Origin of the sequence: Qipengyuania atrilutea (assembly GCF_013370205.1) — a bacterium.
In the GTDB taxonomy this organism is placed as follows: Bacteria; Pseudomonadota; Alphaproteobacteria; order Sphingomonadales; family Sphingomonadaceae; genus Actirhodobacter; species Actirhodobacter atriluteus.
Genome location: NZ_JABWGV010000003.1, coordinates 465587 through 479920, shown reverse-complemented (window position 1 = coordinate 479920; position 14334 = coordinate 465587). Strand labels below are relative to the sequence as shown.

Genomic DNA, 14334 nt, shown 5'->3' with positions numbered 1-14334 from the left:
ATTTTTGCGTCGCAAACGCACTCAAACCCGATTGTAAACTTGTATGACTCTTCTACTGGCAGTGGCAATACTACTAAGTATTCCGGTTTTCGTTGCGCTGCTCAAAGGAAATGAGCGCAATCGCTTGCGAGCATACTCAGGGATCGCGCTCGTCCCTCTGCTGGCCGGAGCGCCGGTTCAGGGTTACCTCTACGGCTGGCCACTATGGCATGGCACGGTGCTCGGCTTTGCGGTCACGTTCGGTGACGCTCTTGCGATCGCGTTACTTCTTACCCGCCGCGAACGCCTTAAAAAGCAGATATTCTGGCCAGTGTTCCTCTTTTACGGGTTCAGTCTTTTCACGTCCATTTTCGGAAGCGTGAACTGGACAGCGACCGCATTCGTCTGGTGGCAGTTCGCTCGGATGCTTCTGTTGTTCACGGTCGTGGCAGGGGAAGGCCACCGCCTGGATGTTCGTAACAGTCTGCTGACCGGGCTGGCGCTCGGATTGTTTTACCAGGCCGCGTATGTAATCACGCAGAAACTAACAGGTCAGATACAAGCGAACGGCACCTTCGCGAGCCAGAATTTGTTTGGCATGGTGCTCGAACTTTCGATCCTACCTTTAGTAGGCGCTGCGCTCGGTGGGTATAAGAACAAGTTCATAGTTCCCGGTGCGTTAGCCGGGCTCATTTGCGTTGCCGGCACAGGTTCCCGCGCGGCGACCGTATTTACCGGTGCCGCGATACTTGGTCTGCTGATCGCATCGTTGGTGCGGCAGTCTACGCCGCGTAAAATGAAAGCCATCGGCTTTGCCGTGCTCGGCTTGGCTATTGCAAGTCCGCTCGCGCTAATGACTCTCAATCAGCGTTTCGAAGGCGGCTCTTATGTTACCGAAGAAGATACACGAGAATCGTTCGAGAATGCGGCACGTTCCATGGCAGCGGATTACCCGTTCGGTGTAGGTGCCAACATGTTCGTCTGGGTATCGATCCAACAGGATTACGCGGAACGGGCGGGCGTATCGTGGCTACCGCAGAACAGATCGAAGCCAGTGCACAATGCCTATTTGCTGGCCCGCGCGGAAACGGGCTGGCTGGGTGAAGTCGCCATAATTCTCATGCTTGTCGTACCGCTGCTTACGGCCTTCAGAACAGCATTCGCCGACCGGAGAAATCCAACGGGCGAACTGGCGCTGGGTATCAGTTTCGCGCTGCTTACGAACATCATTCACAACAATTGGGAGTTCGATCTGCATTCGGCGGCCGTCCAATCTCTATTGTTTTTGAACTTCGGCCTGATCGCAGCGATGTGGCGACAGACTCGAACCCGAGACGAAAGCCTGAGCGACGACGTCGATGGTCAATCTGCGCAGACGAGGCGAGCAGTGACGTCACCGCCTGTTCTTCCCCAGGGCGGCAATCGGTCGCGGACATCCGAAGGTGAAGGAACACGCCGCGCTCCACCCCTCGTACTCGACTACGGTCCTCAGCGAAGCCGGAACAGCGACGAAGACGGATGAAGTTGCCATAGACCGGACACGGCTTACGTCCGGTGTGCCGCTGGCTGCGATGCTCGGTGAAAACGTATGACGCGGGCGCTCGCTCTATCGCTTCATGGAACCACCGCCCCGTAATACGCCGCCGTATCGTCGTTCGCCTTGCACACAGTCGCGATGGTCCATAATCCCAATCGCATGGTTTCTCGCATTGTCCTATTCCTGTTCAAGACGCTGATCGCGCTTCTGCTGCTCAGCGTACTGCTCGTCGTTGCCTTTCGCTTCGTGCCGACGCCGGTGACCGCGACCATGGTGATGGACGAAAACGGCATTACGAAGGACTGGACACCGCTTTCGGACATAGACCGCAATCTGGTGCGCGCGGTCATCGCGGCGGAGGACGGCAAGTTCTGCGAGCATGACGGCTTCGACCGCGAGGCGATCGAAAAGGCGATGGAACAGAACCGGCAGGGCGGGCGCATCCGCGGCGGGTCGACCATCAGTCAGCAGACAGCGAAGAACGTCTTTTTGTGGCAAGGCGGCGGCTACTTCCGCAAGGGCCTCGAAGCCTGGTTCACCTTCCTGATCGAGCAGATCTGGGGCAAGCGGCGGATCATGGAGATGTATCTCAACGTCGCGGAAACGGGCATCGGAACCTACGGCGCCGAGGCCGGAGCGCAGCGGTACTTCGGAAAGTCCGCCGCCTCGCTCACGCCTACCGAAGCGGCGCGTATGGCGGCGGCGCTGCCGCTCCCCAAGGAACGCTCGGTCAAGAACCCGAGTGGCTGGCTGCGCCGCCACGGTAACACCATTGCCGCCCGGATCGGCGTCGTTGCGCGTGACGGGCTGGACGATTGCGTCTACCGCTAGGGAAATGGGAGCGGGGCATTCACACGACACGGCCGGGGGCGGCGGGCATTCGCATCCGCATTCCCACGCGCCAGCGGATTTCGGCCGTGCCTTCGCGATAGGCGTTGTCCTTAATACCGCGTTCGTGATCGTCGAAGCTGTTTATGGCTTCATCTCAGGCTCGATGGCGCTGATCGCGGATGCAGGTCACAATCTGTCCGACGTGCTCGCGCTGCTGCTTGCATGGGGCGCGAGCATCGCGGCGAAGAAACCGCCGACCGAGCGGTTCACGTACGGCTTTAAAAGTTCGACCATCCTTGCCGCGCTCGCCAATGCGGCGCTGCTAATGGTGGCGATCGGCGCGATCCTGTTCGAGACGATCCACCGCTTCGCTAATCCCGCTCCGGTCGAGGGCTGGACCATGATCGTGGTCGCCGGGATCGGGATCGTGATTAACACCGCCACCGCGCTCATGTTCGTGCGCGGGCGCAAGCACGACATCAATATCCGCGGTGCGTTCCTGCACATGGCCGCTGACGCACTGGTGTCGGTCGGAGTCGTGGTGGCCGGCGCAGCGATCCTGCTGACAGGCGCGCTGTGGATCGATCCGGTGACGTCGCTCGTCATCGTGCTCGTCATCGCATGGGGGACGTGGGGTCTCGCCAAGGACAGCTTCATGATGGGTCTTCAGGCCGTTCCGAGTGGCATCTCGGAAAGTGGCGTGCGCGCGTATCTATCGGGCCTGCCCGGCGTTACCCGCGTCCATGATCTGCATATCTGGCCGATGAGCACGACGGAAACGGCGCTGACCGCGCATCTCATCATGCCAGGGGGGCATCCGGGAGATGCGTTTCTGGCCGAAGCGGCGGAAGAGTTGGAGCATCACCACGCCATCGCGCATGTCACGCTTCAAATCGAAAGCAAGCAGCCTGCGTCCGGCTGCGGCGCGGATTGCGGCTCGCCCAGCCTTACTTGATGACCGGCGGCTTGCTGCCGTCGGGCACGGCCTGCGTTTCCTCGACCAGCGCGAAAAGTTCGGTCGCCGGCATTTTCATCAGAGCCTCGAAGGCCGGGGCGGCGGCGTCCTTGTCGCCCTCGCCCTGCCCGCGCACTTCGTAGCGGTCGTCCTTGGCCATCGCCACGAACATGAAGGGAAAGGCCGGATTGCGCTGGTCGGATAGAAAGATCAGCGACTTGCTGTCGTCGCAGCTGAAGACAATCCAGTAAGTTCCGCCGAGCTGTTTGACCACCGGACCGGTCTTGCAGCGAACGTTCGTTCCTGCAGCGTCGGACTTTTCTGGAGACTGCGCGGCGTCGGCGGCAAGCTGCGCGCGGTTTTCGTCCGCGCGAAGCTGCGCGCTGGCAGGCCAGGCCGCCAGAAGCGCGGCAAGCGGCAGGGAAAGCCGGCCCAGGCGCACACCGCACCGGGGCCGGCGGCGGATCAAGCCGCCGCTTCCTTCTTGCCCTTGCCGGCCACGACCTTGACGGGTTCCTTTCGGCCTTCGACGACTTCCTTGTCGATCACGATTTCGTTCACGTCTTCCATGTCGGGAAGATCGAACATCGTGTCGAGCAGCAGGCCTTCGACGATCGAGCGCAGTCCGCGTGCGCCGGTCTTGCGCTTGATGGCCCGCTCGGCAATCGCCTGTAGCGCATCGTCGTTGAACGTCAGCGCGACGTCTTCCAGTTCGAACAGCTTGGCATACTGTTTCACCAGCGCGTTCTTCGGCTCTTTGAGGATCGTGACAAGCGCATCGATATCGAGATCGTGCAGCGTCGCGATGACCGGCAGACGGCCAACGAACTCGGGGATGAGCCCGAACTTCAAGAGGTCTTCCGGCTCACTCTTTTCGAGCAATTCGCCGATGCGCCGCTTGTCCGGATCGGCGACATGCGCGCCGAAGCCAATCGAACGCTTCTGCAAACGGTCGGCGATGATCTTGTCGAGACCGGCGAAGGCGCCGCCGCAGATAAACAAGATGTTCGTCGTGTCGACCTGCAGAAACTCCTGCTGCGGATGCTTGCGACCGCCCTGCGGCGGAACGCTGGCCGTCGTGCCTTCCATCAGCTTCAGCAGAGCCTGCTGCACGCCCTCGCCCGATACGTCGCGCGTAATCGAGGGGTTTTCCGCCTTGCGCGTAATCTTGTCGATCTCGTCGATATAAACGATGCCGTGCTGTGCCTTCTCGACATTGTAGTCGGAGGCCTGCAGCAGCTTCAGGATGATGTTCTCGACGTCTTCGCCGACATAGCCCGCTTCGGTCAGGGTCGTCGCGTCGGCCATCGTGAAGGGCACGTCGAAGGTGCGCGCCAGCGTCTGCGCGAGCAGCGTCTTGCCCGAACCGGTCGGCCCGACCAGCAGGATGTTCGATTTGGCGAGTTCAACATCGCCGCCCTTGGTCGCATGGTTGAGGCGCTTGTAGTGGTTGTGCACCGCTACCGACAGCACCCGTTTCGCGCGGTCCTGTCCAATGACGTAATCGTTCAGCGTGTGGAAGATTTCCGAAGGCGTCGGCACTTCGCCTTCCTTGCGCCCGACGATGCCGGCCTTCGTTTCCTCGCGAATGATGTCGTTGCAAAGCTCCACGCACTCGTCGCAGATGAACACGGTCGGTCCTGCAATGAGCTTGCGCACTTCATGCTGCGACTTGCCGCAGAAGCTGCAATAGAGGGTGCTTTTACTGTCGGTTCCGCTCAATTTGGTCATTCCTGTAATCCCGAATCCCGTCAATCGCTGCAACTGCAAGCTAAGGATTCGCGGAGCCTAATGCGACCCCGATTAATTTCAAAGCCCGCTTGCGGAGGAGATAGGTGACAATCATGCACTACCACAGCCTGCTTTCTGCATGCTGAAGCAGCAAGGTTGCCGAATTCCTACCGAGCGGCGCGGGTGATAGCCGGACCCGCGCCTGCTGCGCGGCGGACGGGATCAGGACGGCGCGCCGCCCGTGCCCATCTCGTCCTCGTCCTTGATTTCGTTTTCGGGACGCGTTTCGAAGACCTTGTCCACGATCCCGAACTTCATCGCTTCTTCCGCTTCGAGGAAGGTATCGCGGTCCATCGCCTTCTCGATCTCTTCAAGGCTCTTGCCCGTATATTTCACGTAGAGATCGTTCATCCGCTGGCGAATGCGAAGGATTTCGCGCGCCTGGATTTCGATGTCGGACGCCATACCGCGTGCGCCGCCCGAGGGCTGGTGGACCATGATGCGCGCGTTGGGAAGCGCAATGCGCATTCCCGGCTCCCCCGCTGCAAGAAGGAAGCTGCCCATGCTGGCGGCCTGCCCCATGCACACGGTCGAAACGCGCGGCTTGATGTATTGCATCGTGTCGTGGATCGCCATGCCGGCCGTAACGACGCCGCCGGGCGAATTGATGTACATGCTGATCGGCTTCGACGGGTTCTCACTTTCGAGGAACAGCAGCTGCGCCGTGATGAGCGAGGCCATCCCGTCTTCCACCTGCCCGGTCACGAATACGATCCGCTCGCGCAGCAGGCGGCTGAAGATGTCGAAGCTGCGCTCGCCGCGGCTGGTCTGCTCGACGACCATCGGAACGAGGGCGCCGGTCAGCGGGTCGCGCGTGAACTGTCCCTGGGTTCCGTAGGTTTCGCCAAGCTGTGCGGACAAGTCGATCATGTTGCTTCCTTTTGCGCTAATCTTGCGGTGGCCTATCTCGCTATAGCGCCGCCGATGTTCAAGGGGGTAGCGCGCCTCCATACGCAAACGATGCTTGTAAGGAGGTAAAGGGGCACTTCGGCAAAGCACGGCCTGCTTCGCAAATTGGACTTGCAAGGCACGGCTACTGCGCCGCATGAAAGCGTTCATGAAAACAAAACTCTGCCTCGCCGCGATCGCTGCCTCGGCGCTTCAAACCCCTGCCTTCGCGCAGGATTTCGACGCCGTATTCGAAGAAATCGAGCGGGCAGAAACCGCACCCGCCGAACCGGTCGCCGAGCGGATCGCGAACGAATACGTGCGCCGCATTCTGCAACTCGATGATGCCGGGCCAGAGATCAACGCGGTCATCGCGCTCAATCCCGACGCGGCGAGACAGGCACGCGATGCCGAGGCGGCAGGGCGGCCGCTTGCCGGGCGCACGGTGCTGGTAAAGGACAATATCGAGACGCGCGAACTGCCGACCACGGCGGGTAGCCTTGCCCTCAAGGACAACTTCACAGGCCGCGACGCGCCGCTTATCGCGAAGCTGCGAGAGGCGGGCGGCGTCGTGCTCGGCAAGGCGAACCTCTCGGAATGGGCGAACATCCGCGACTTTCAGTCGACCAGCGGATGGAGCGCGATTGGCGGGCTGACGCGCAACCCGCACGCCATCGACCGCAATACCTGCGGCTCTTCGTCGGGCAGCGGAGCGGGCGTCGCAGCGCGGTTTGCTTGGGCGGCAATCGGTACCGAGACCGACGGCTCGATCACTTGCCCCGCCAGCATCAACGGCATCGTGGGCTTCAAGCCGAGCGTCGGCATGGTGAGCCGCACCCATGTCGTGCCGATCAGCCATACGCAGGATACCGCCGGCCCGATGACTCAGAGCGTCGGCGATGCGGCAATGCTGCTGAACGCCATCGCCGGGACCGATCCCGCCGACCCGGCAACCGCGGACGCCGCGCAGCACATTACGGACTTCACCGACGGGCTGGGGGAAGCCTCGCTCGAAGGCGTACGGATCGGCGTGCTGCGCAATCAGGTTGGCAGCCACCAGGGCGTGACTGCGCTGTTCGAACAGGCGCTGGCAGACCTGCGCAATGCAGGCGCGGTCCTGGTCGACATCGAGTTTACGCCGAGCGAAGCCATGGGCGAAGCCGAGTTCGCAGTATTACTCTACGAACTGCGCGAGGACATGGCGACCTACCTCGCCAGCCTGCCCGGTTCTGGCGGCCCGCGAAGCCTCGCCGATCTGATCGCGTTCAACGAGGTCAACGCAGAGCGCGAGATGCGCTGGTTCGGGCAGGACATCTTCGAAATGGCGGAAGGGGCAACCAGCCGCGAGGAATACGAAGCCGCGAAAGCCTCCGCCAAACGCATGGCAGGCGAAGAGGGTATCGACAGGCTGCTGTTCGAAAACCGGGTCGAGTTTCTGATCGCGCCTACTACCGGCCCCGCGTGGTCGACCGATCTCGTGAACGGCGACAATTATTCGGGCGGCATCGGCGCGGGCAACCTCGCCGCGATCGCCGGATACCCGCACCTGACCGTTCCGATGGGCGCGACCGAAACGCTTCCGGTCGGCCTCAGCTTTATGAGCCGCAAGTGGGCCGATCACGAGGTCCTGAAGGTCGGTGCAGCCTACTAACGCGCACGGACCGCGGAACTGCCGCAGCCGAGCTTCCGCCGCTTCTCCGACCGGCCTGACGTTCGATAATTCGCTTGCGCTAAAGCGCTAGCGCGCAAGAAAAAGCCCGCCAACCGAATAGGCCAGCGGGCTTTTCTAATTGCAGCGAGGCGCGCTTACTTTTTAGCGGCAGCCTTCTTCGCAGCCGGCTTTTTGGCAGCAAGCTTCTTCTTCGCAGGCGCATCCGCGGCATCGTCCGACTTGTCGTCGTCCGACTTCTTGGCAGCGGCCTTCTTCGCAGGAGCCTTCTTCGCCGGTTCATCCTTCGCATCGTCGGACTTTTCGGCAGCCTTCTTGGCCGGAGCCTTCTTCGCGGCCGATTTCTTGGCAGCAGGCTTCTTCGCGGCTTCGCCAGCCTCGTCACCCGATTTCTCGGAATCGGTCTTCTTGGCAGCAGCTTTCTTGGCCGGCGCCTTCTTCTTCGCAGCGGGCTTTTCCTCGGCCGGTTCTTCGGCTTCGATCGCGGCTTCGAGTTCCTCGCGCGTCACTTCGCGGTCGGTGATCTCGGCCTTGTCGAACAGGAAATCGACGACCTTGTCTTCGTAGACAGGCGCGCGCAGCTGGGCCGCGGCCATCGGATCGTTCTGCACATATTCCATGAACCGCTGGCGATCTTCCGGGCGGTACTGCTGCGCAGCCTGCTGAATCAGCGCATTCATTTCCGCGCCTGAAACCTGCACATCGTTCTTCTGGCCGATCTCGGACAGGAGCAGGCCGAGGCGCACCCGCCGTACGGCGATGCTCCGATAATCGTCCTTCTCCGCCTCGATTTCCTTCTGGGCTGCTTCAGGATCGTCGGCGCGCGCCACTTCCTGTTCCAGCTGGTTCCAGATCTGCGCGAATTCCGCCTCGACCATGCCTTCGGGCACCTCGAAATCATGTCCTGCGGCAAGCTGATCGAGGAGCGAACGCTTCATCTGCGTACGGGTCAGGCCCGCAGTTTCCTGCTCGAGCTGCGTGCGCAGGATGTCGCGCAGCTTATCGAGGCTGTCGAGCCCGAGGTTGCTCGCGAACTCGTCGTCGATCTTGGTTTCGCCTTCGACCTTGACCGACTGCACGGTCACATCGAATTCGGCTTCCTTGCCCTTCAGGTTTTCTGCAGGATAATCTTCGGGGAAGGTGACGGTAATCGTCTTTTCCTCGCCTGCCTTCACGCCGGTAAGCTGGTCTTCGAAGCCCGGAATGAACTGGCCCGATCCGATCACGAGCGGCGCGCCTTCGGCCTTGCCGCCTTCGAACTCGGTTCCGTCAACCCGGCCGACGAAATCGATGATGAGCTGGTCGCCCTCGGCAGCCTTCTTCGACTTCGGCGCGTCCTTGTAGCTCTTGTTCTGGCCGGCGATCCGTTCCAGCGCTTCCTCGACCTGCTCGTCGGTGACGGCGACCGTCATCCGCTCGATCTTCAGATCGTCGGTTTCCGGCGCTTCGATTTCCGGAAGCACTTCGAGGTCGACCGTGATCGTCGCATCCTTGCCCTGCTCGTAGCCGTCTTCGAGCGATACAGCGGGCTGCATCGCAGGCCGCAGCTTCTTCTCCGCCATCAGCGAATCGATGGAAGAGCGGATCGTATCGTTCAGCACCTGCGCGTGGATCTGCTCTCCGTGCATCTTGCGCACCAGATTGCCGGGTACCTTGCCGGGGCGGAAGCCGGGCATCTTCACCTGCGGCGCGATCTTCTTGATCTCGCTGTCGATCTTCGCGTCGATGTCGCTGGCGGGAATGGTCAGCGCATAGCCGCGCTTCAGGCCCGAGTTGGTCGTTTCCTTGATCTGCATGAGAGTGAGCTTCAAACCTTCTACATCAATAATCCAAGTACCCGTCGGCGCGGGTTCGGGCGAATCGCGGTCTGGTGCGGGCGAAGGGACTCGAACCCCCACATCGTAAGATACTGGTACCTAAAACCAGCGCGTCTACCAATTCCGCCACGCCCGCAAGGCCAACGAAGCCGCGGGACGGCGCGCGTCCCGACATTCAAGCCCGCGCCTCTACAGACGAGGGGCGCAAAGGGCAAGCGGGTCGATTCGCCCTGCCGCTGCGATACGCCGACACGCCTGCGGGGAACGCTATGTCGCGCTCTGCGGTTGATTTGGGGAAAGGAGCCAGTCTCATGGCCGATTACGAAAAGCCGAACATTCCCCCGGCGACTCCGCCCACGATCGATCCGAAGGCCGATCCGGTGGATGCTCGTGAACTCGCCGAAGAAGACGGTGACAGCGAAAGCGCCGGCACTGTCGAGGCGAGCGAGAAGGACGAGAGCGAAGGGGCGGAAGCGCGCCGGAAGATGAAGAAAATCCGCGACCGCGACGGCATGGACGGTGCTGGCGAAGCAGAAATGAACGCGACGACGCCGACCGAACTTCTCCCCCCGGACTGAACATTAGCAAGGAACACGACATGGCCACCCAGCCCCCACCCGACACGATCGAACCGCAACCCCCGCAGGAAATGCCGCCCGACAGCATTCCGAGCGAGACGCCGAACGAGGACGTGCCCGATTTCGAACCGCCGCAGCCGGATATCGACGAGCCCGACCGCGGACCGGTGGAGACACCGCCGCCGCCCGACTGAGGCCGCGCCCTATTGCCGCAGCCGCGCCCTCCCCCTAAAGGGCGCGGCATGAGCGACGACAACACCCCTGAACAGACAACCGGCTCCGCCGATCTTCCGCCCGACCGCCTGTCGGTCAATCCGCGCAGCCAGTATTTCGATCAGGAGAAATTGCAGCGCGGCGTCGGCATCCGGTTCAAGGGCACTGTCCGCACGAATGTCGAAGAATACAGCGTATCCGAAGGCTGGGTGCGCGTGCAGGCGGGCAAGACCGTCGACCGCAAGGGCAATCCGCTGACCTTGAAGCTGCAAGGTCCGGTCGAGGCATGGTACGAAGATCTCGGCGGCGACGCCCCGGTACTGAAGGCCGACTGACGCGCCTCTGGCGCCGCCGCCGCTTTCAGGACTTGCCATTGCCGCGTCGAAGCCGCACGGCTCCGCAGCAAAGGAACAGACCCGCGTGAAACCTCAGGTCATCATCATCGGCCGCCCTAATGTGGGCAAATCGACGCTGTTCAACCGGCTGATCGGAAAGCGGCTGGCGCTGGTCGACGATCAGCCCGGCGTGACGCGCGACCGGCGTTCGGGCGATGCGGAAATAGCGGGACTTCAGTTCACGGTGGTCGACACCGCCGGATGGGAGGACGAGGACCCAGAGACCCTTCCCGGGCGAATGCGGAGCCAGACCGAGGTTTCGCTCGAAGGCGCTGATGCCGCGCTTTTCGTCGTCGATGCGCGCAGCGGCCTCACTCCGCTGGACGGGGAAATCGGCCGCTGGCTTCGCTCGCAGGAAGTTCCGATCGTTCCGGTCGCCAACAAGGCGGAAGGAAGACAGGGCGAGGCCGGTGTTCTCGAAGCCTACTCGCTCGGCTTCGGCGAACCCATTGCCGTGTCGGCAGAGCACGGCGAAGGCATCGCCGACCTGTTCGGTGCGCTCTGGCCGATCATCGGCGCGAAAGCGGAAGCTGCAGAAGCGCAGCCGGAGGCGGACGAGAGCGACGACGAAGCGCCGCTCGGCCCCCTCAAGCTCGCAATCGTCGGCCGCCCGAATGCCGGCAAGTCGACGCTCATCAACCGTCTGCTGGGCGAAGAGCGTCTTCTGACCGGACCGGAAGCCGGCATTACCCGCGATTCGATTGCGATCGATTGGCAATGGAACGACCCGAAATCCGGCGAGGCGCGCGAGATCCGGCTGATCGACACCGCGGGGATGCGCAAGAAGCGCAACGTGGTCGACAAGCTCGAGAAGCTTTCCGTCGCCGATGCACGCCGCGCCGTGGATTTTGCCGAAGTGGTCGTTCTGCTGCTCGACGCGACGCAGGGGCTGGAACACCAGGACCTCAAGATCGCCTCGATGGTGCTCGAGGAAGGCCGCGCCCTCATCGTCGCTATCAACAAGTGGGACGTTGCGGGCGAAGCGGGCACGGAGGATGCCAGCAGCTTGTTCAACGGCATCAAGGCCGCGCTTAACGACGGCCTCGCGCAAGTCCGCGGACTGCCGGTTCTCGCCGTGTCGGCGCGGACGGGCAAAGGGCTCGACACCATGCTGCGCGCCGCGTTCGAAATCCGCGAAAGCTGGTCGAAGCGCGTGCCGACTGCGGCGCTCAACCGCTGGTTCGACGACGCGCTCGAAGCCAATCCGCCGCCCGCGCCGAAAGGCAAGCGGATCAAGCTCCGTTACATCACGCAGGTCGGCACCCGCCCGCCCCGCTTCGTGGTGTTCGGCTCGCGCCTCGACGCGCTTCCGACCAGTTACGAGCGCTATCTGGTGAACGGCATCCGCGACAAGCTCGGCTTCGATGCGGTGCCGGTTCGGGTGACGCTGAAAAGTTCGAAGAACCCTTACGCCTCCTGACAGGTGCCGGCATCGAATACGTTTCCATCACGACCGACCTGATCGAGCGCACCTCGAGCACGGCGCGCGTCCAGCAGATCGTCCAGCTGTCGCTGGCGCCGGTCTTCATGCTGGCGGCGATCGGCGCGTTCCTGAACGTACTCAACGCTCGGCTGTTCTGGCTGATCGAGAAGATTGAGCGGATCGAGCGGGCGATGGACCGCGGCTCGGGCGGACGCCGCGCACAGGAACTGCCCGCGCTCGAACAGCGGCGTGCTTACGCACAGTGGGCGATCAACTTGTCGACCAGTGCGGCGCTGACGATTTGCCTGGTCGTGGCGCTTCTGTTCGTTAGCGCCTTCATCCGCCCGCAACTCGGAACCGCGGTGGCGCTCGCATGGATCGTCACGATGAGCCTGCTGTTTCTCGCCCTGCTGCTGTTTCTGCTGGAAACGCGCCTCGCTACCAACAGCGCACGCGAGCGGCGGCAATTGTCGCGAAAGCTCGTGCAACGGCGGCATGAAAGCGAAGACGAAGACTGAACGCCTTTTCCCGATTTTAGCTAATTATGAACCATTCCTCTGCATGACTCGGAACGACGGCATTCGGGACGCGGATGCCGCTCCGGATTGCCTGATCTCGTCATCGGAGAAGAATCTCGTGATTATCTCGTTCGTCAAATCGCTGGTTCCGGGCGCTTTGCTGACCTGGCTCGTTGCGATGTTCATCGGTACCGCCGGTTCGACCGGCGGCTATCTCTATATCCATTATCTGACCGTCGAGACTTACTCGTGGTACTGGTCATGGCCGCTATTCATCTTCGGAACGGGCCTCGCCTTCGTCATCTACGCGGTCATGGACCTTTAGCGGAACATCCGCATCAGCGCCGGATCGGAAACAGCTTCCCGTAAGTAAGGCAGCGCCATAGCCATTCGAGCGGTCCGTAGCGGAACCGCTCCAGCCACGGCTTCGACCATAGCAGTATCAGCACCCAGACCGCCAGCATGACCAGATAAAGCTGCGGCCGGTCGAGTTCGCCGAACAGACCGAGCCCCCAGCCGTGAAAGACCGGCAGCAGCACGATCGACGTGCCGAGATAGTTGGTGAAGGCCGCCCGTCCCGCTGCCGTGATCCGGTCACCGAGGAAGTGTCCCGCCGCCGTCAAATAGGCGGTCAACAGCGCGGCAAGGCCGACGATAACTGGCAGGCGTGGCAGCGGACTGAAGCCCATGAAACCCGCCAACGTGCCGTAATAGGTCATGCCGGTCTCGATGGTCCAAAACGCGATCAGGACGGTGAGCGCCGACCCTGCGATCACGCCGATCCAGCCCCACGTCAGCAGCCTGCCGCGCGCAATGCCCCCGTCGAACAGCCCGCGCCGGTAGAGCGCCATGCCGATCAGCATCAGCGGGATGGTCTCCGTGAACGCCAGGAACAGGTAGAAGGCGAGATTGCTACTATGCTGCGCGGCGACATGGGAGACGTACCCACCGTAATCGCCGCTCTGTATGAGAGCCGCCTCTTCCATTGCGTCGTCGATCTCGGCCTGCTTCCCTTCCTCGAGCATTTCGATCGTCTCGGAACCGCCCATCGCTTCGGCGAACTGCGTTTCCGATGCGAGGTAGGGTCCGGCCATCGCCGGAAGCGCCAGGATCGCGCCGCTGATATAGCCGAGAATGCCGATAATAAGCTGCGTCTTCGCGCGCCATTTCAAGCATCCCAAGGCAATGAACCCGGCAAGGGCGTAGGACACCAGAATGTCGCCTTGCCAGATCAGGAAGAAATGCACCGCGCCGAACAGCAGCAGCCAGAACAGCCGCCGCGCCTGCAGGCCGCGCCCCGCTCCCTTTGCCCAGGCTTTCTCCATGAACAGGTACATCCCCGCCCCGAACAGGAGCGTGAAAAGCCCGCGCATCTTGCCGTCGACCAGTACGAATTGGATCGCCCACATCACATCGTCCGGATCGCCCGCCGGAACGAGGAATCCGTCCGGCCACATGTAAGCGGTCATCGGCTGACCGAATGCGACGATGTTGGCAGCGAGAATGCCCATGACCGCGATGCCGCGTATGAAATCGAGGCTGGCGATTCGCGTCTTTCCGGAAGCCGACACGGGCACGACCGGCCCAGTCTCACGCGTATCAGGCGTAGCCACCCCATTATCCATCATCTTCCCCCAACCAAAACGCGCTTGGCCGCCTATTACCGAGCGGACCGTCTTAACGCAAAATTAGGGGTAGTCTGCGATCTCCTTCAAAGCAGAGCCGTTTTCCGGACGGGAG

15 protein-coding genes and 1 tRNA gene are annotated in these 14334 nt (G+C 62.1%); 10 read left to right on the top strand and 6 right to left on the bottom strand.

Going from position 1 to position 14334, the window contains the following annotated elements:
• Positions 1-43 precede the first annotated feature (43 nt).
• The 3 genes from HUV48_RS10360 to HUV48_RS10350 all read left to right on the top strand — a co-directional run bounded on the left by HUV48_RS10360 (position 44) and on the right by HUV48_RS10350 (position 3302).
• Positions 44-1501: an O-antigen ligase family protein gene (locus HUV48_RS10360; RefSeq protein ID WP_176267687.1), complete on the top strand. Its 1458-nt coding sequence runs from the start codon at positions 44-46 to the stop codon at positions 1499-1501.
• Between the two features lie 174 nt (positions 1502-1675).
• A complete protein-coding gene (gene mtgA, locus HUV48_RS10355) occupies positions 1676-2347 on the top strand; it encodes a monofunctional biosynthetic peptidoglycan transglycosylase (RefSeq protein WP_176267686.1) in 672 nt (223 codons plus the stop codon).
• A gap of 4 nt (positions 2348-2351) precedes the next feature.
• Positions 2352-3302 carry a cation diffusion facilitator family transporter gene (locus HUV48_RS10350; protein WP_176267685.1) on the top strand — a complete coding sequence of 317 codons (951 nt, stop codon included), beginning with the start codon at positions 2352-2354 and terminating at the stop codon, positions 3300-3302.
• Here the strand turns inward: HUV48_RS10350 and HUV48_RS10345 are convergent.
• The 3 genes from HUV48_RS10345 to HUV48_RS10335 form a co-directional block, all read right to left on the bottom strand.
• Entirely contained in the window at positions 3295-3771 is a 477-nt protein-coding gene (locus HUV48_RS10345; RefSeq protein WP_176267684.1) for a hypothetical protein, read from the bottom strand. The two genes, HUV48_RS10350 and HUV48_RS10345, sit on opposite strands and share 8 nt — an antisense overlap.
• Complete coding sequence (gene clpX, locus HUV48_RS10340) at positions 3768-5033, bottom strand: ATP-dependent Clp protease ATP-binding subunit ClpX (RefSeq protein WP_176267683.1); 1266 nt, start codon at positions 5031-5033, stop codon at positions 3768-3770. The genes HUV48_RS10345 and clpX overlap by 4 nt, the downstream gene beginning before the upstream one ends.
• A 222-nt stretch (positions 5034-5255) precedes the next feature.
• Positions 5256-5963, bottom strand: a complete 708-nt coding sequence (locus tag HUV48_RS10335) for an ATP-dependent Clp protease proteolytic subunit (RefSeq protein WP_318656084.1) — start codon at positions 5961-5963, stop codon at positions 5256-5258.
• 187 nt (positions 5964-6150) lie between these two features.
• On the opposite strand from HUV48_RS10335, the gene HUV48_RS10330 reads away from it, so the two are divergent.
• Positions 6151-7632 carry an amidase gene (locus HUV48_RS10330; RefSeq protein ID WP_176267682.1) on the top strand — a complete coding sequence of 494 codons (1482 nt, stop codon included), beginning with the start codon at positions 6151-6153 and terminating at the stop codon, positions 7630-7632.
• Between the two features lie 155 nt (positions 7633-7787).
• On the opposite strand, the gene tig is transcribed toward HUV48_RS10330, so the two are convergent.
• On the bottom strand, positions 7788-9446 hold the full coding sequence (gene tig / locus HUV48_RS10325) for a trigger factor (RefSeq protein WP_176267851.1): 1659 nt from the start codon (positions 9444-9446) through the stop codon (positions 7788-7790).
• Positions 9447-9518: 72 nt separating this feature from the next.
• A tRNA-Leu gene (locus HUV48_RS10320) sits at positions 9519-9603 on the bottom strand.
• Positions 9604-9778: 175 nt separating this feature from the next.
• Here HUV48_RS10320 and HUV48_RS10315 point away from each other — a divergent pair.
• The 6 genes from HUV48_RS10315 to HUV48_RS10290 all read left to right on the top strand — a co-directional run bounded on the left by HUV48_RS10315 (position 9779) and on the right by HUV48_RS10290 (position 12919).
• Positions 9779-10045: a hypothetical protein gene (locus tag HUV48_RS10315; RefSeq protein WP_176267681.1), complete on the top strand. Its 267-nt coding sequence runs from the start codon at positions 9779-9781 to the stop codon at positions 10043-10045.
• 20 nt (positions 10046-10065) lie between these two features.
• The gene (locus tag HUV48_RS10310) at positions 10066-10239 is read left to right on the top strand and encodes a hypothetical protein (protein ID WP_176267680.1); all 174 of its coding nucleotides are present in this window, start codon (positions 10066-10068) and stop codon (positions 10237-10239) included.
• A gap of 48 nt (positions 10240-10287) precedes the next feature.
• A complete protein-coding gene (locus HUV48_RS10305; RefSeq protein WP_176267679.1) occupies positions 10288-10593 on the top strand; it encodes a DUF3297 family protein in 306 nt (101 codons plus the stop codon).
• 85 nt (positions 10594-10678) lie between these two features.
• Entirely contained in the window at positions 10679-12073 is a 1395-nt protein-coding gene (gene der / locus HUV48_RS10300; RefSeq protein WP_176267678.1) for a ribosome biogenesis GTPase Der, read from the top strand.
• Positions 12070-12594, top strand: a complete 525-nt coding sequence (locus tag HUV48_RS10295; protein WP_318656088.1) for a DUF2721 domain-containing protein — start codon at positions 12070-12072, stop codon at positions 12592-12594. Before der ends, HUV48_RS10295 begins: the two co-directional genes overlap by 4 nt.
• 43 nt (positions 12595-12637) lie before the next feature.
• Positions 12638-12919, top strand: coding sequence for a hypothetical protein (locus HUV48_RS10290; RefSeq protein ID WP_217906793.1), 282 nt, complete (start codon positions 12638-12640; stop codon positions 12917-12919).
• Between the two features lie 13 nt (positions 12920-12932).
• On the opposite strand, the gene HUV48_RS10285 is transcribed toward HUV48_RS10290, so the two are convergent.
• The gene (locus HUV48_RS10285) at positions 12933-14222 is read right to left on the bottom strand and encodes a DUF418 domain-containing protein (RefSeq protein ID WP_225871634.1); all 1290 of its coding nucleotides are present in this window, start codon (positions 14220-14222) and stop codon (positions 12933-12935) included.
• Positions 14223-14334 lie beyond the last annotated feature (112 nt).

What these genes read in the sequence shown, in the direction of transcription:
- tig (WP_176267851.1), bottom strand. Translation starts at nt 9,446, where the DNA reads ATGCAGATCAAGGAAACGACCAACTCGGGCCTGAAGCGCGGCTATGCG.
- mtgA (WP_176267686.1), top strand. Translation starts at nt 1,676, where the DNA reads ATGGTTTCTCGCATTGTCCTATTCCTGTTCAAGACGCTGATCGCGCTT.
- HUV48_RS10305 (WP_176267679.1), top strand. Translation starts at nt 10,288, where the DNA reads ATGAGCGACGACAACACCCCTGAACAGACAACCGGCTCCGCCGATCTT.
- clpX (WP_176267683.1), bottom strand. Translation starts at nt 5,033, where the DNA reads ATGACCAAATTGAGCGGAACCGACAGTAAAAGCACCCTCTATTGCAGC.
- HUV48_RS10330 (WP_176267682.1), top strand. Translation starts at nt 6,151, where the DNA reads ATGAAAACAAAACTCTGCCTCGCCGCGATCGCTGCCTCGGCGCTTCAA.
- HUV48_RS10310 (WP_176267680.1), top strand. Translation starts at nt 10,066, where the DNA reads ATGGCCACCCAGCCCCCACCCGACACGATCGAACCGCAACCCCCGCAG.
- HUV48_RS10290 (WP_217906793.1), top strand. Translation starts at nt 12,638, where the DNA reads ATGACTCGGAACGACGGCATTCGGGACGCGGATGCCGCTCCGGATTGC.
- HUV48_RS10285 (WP_225871634.1), bottom strand. Translation starts at nt 14,222, where the DNA reads ATGATGGATAATGGGGTGGCTACGCCTGATACGCGTGAGACTGGGCCG.
- HUV48_RS10335 (WP_318656084.1), bottom strand. Translation starts at nt 5,963, where the DNA reads ATGATCGACTTGTCCGCACAGCTTGGCGAAACCTACGGAACCCAGGGA.
- HUV48_RS10315 (WP_176267681.1), top strand. Translation starts at nt 9,779, where the DNA reads ATGGCCGATTACGAAAAGCCGAACATTCCCCCGGCGACTCCGCCCACG.
- HUV48_RS10350 (WP_176267685.1), top strand. Translation starts at nt 2,352, where the DNA reads ATGGGAGCGGGGCATTCACACGACACGGCCGGGGGCGGCGGGCATTCG.
- HUV48_RS10360 (WP_176267687.1), top strand. Translation starts at nt 44, where the DNA reads ATGACTCTTCTACTGGCAGTGGCAATACTACTAAGTATTCCGGTTTTC.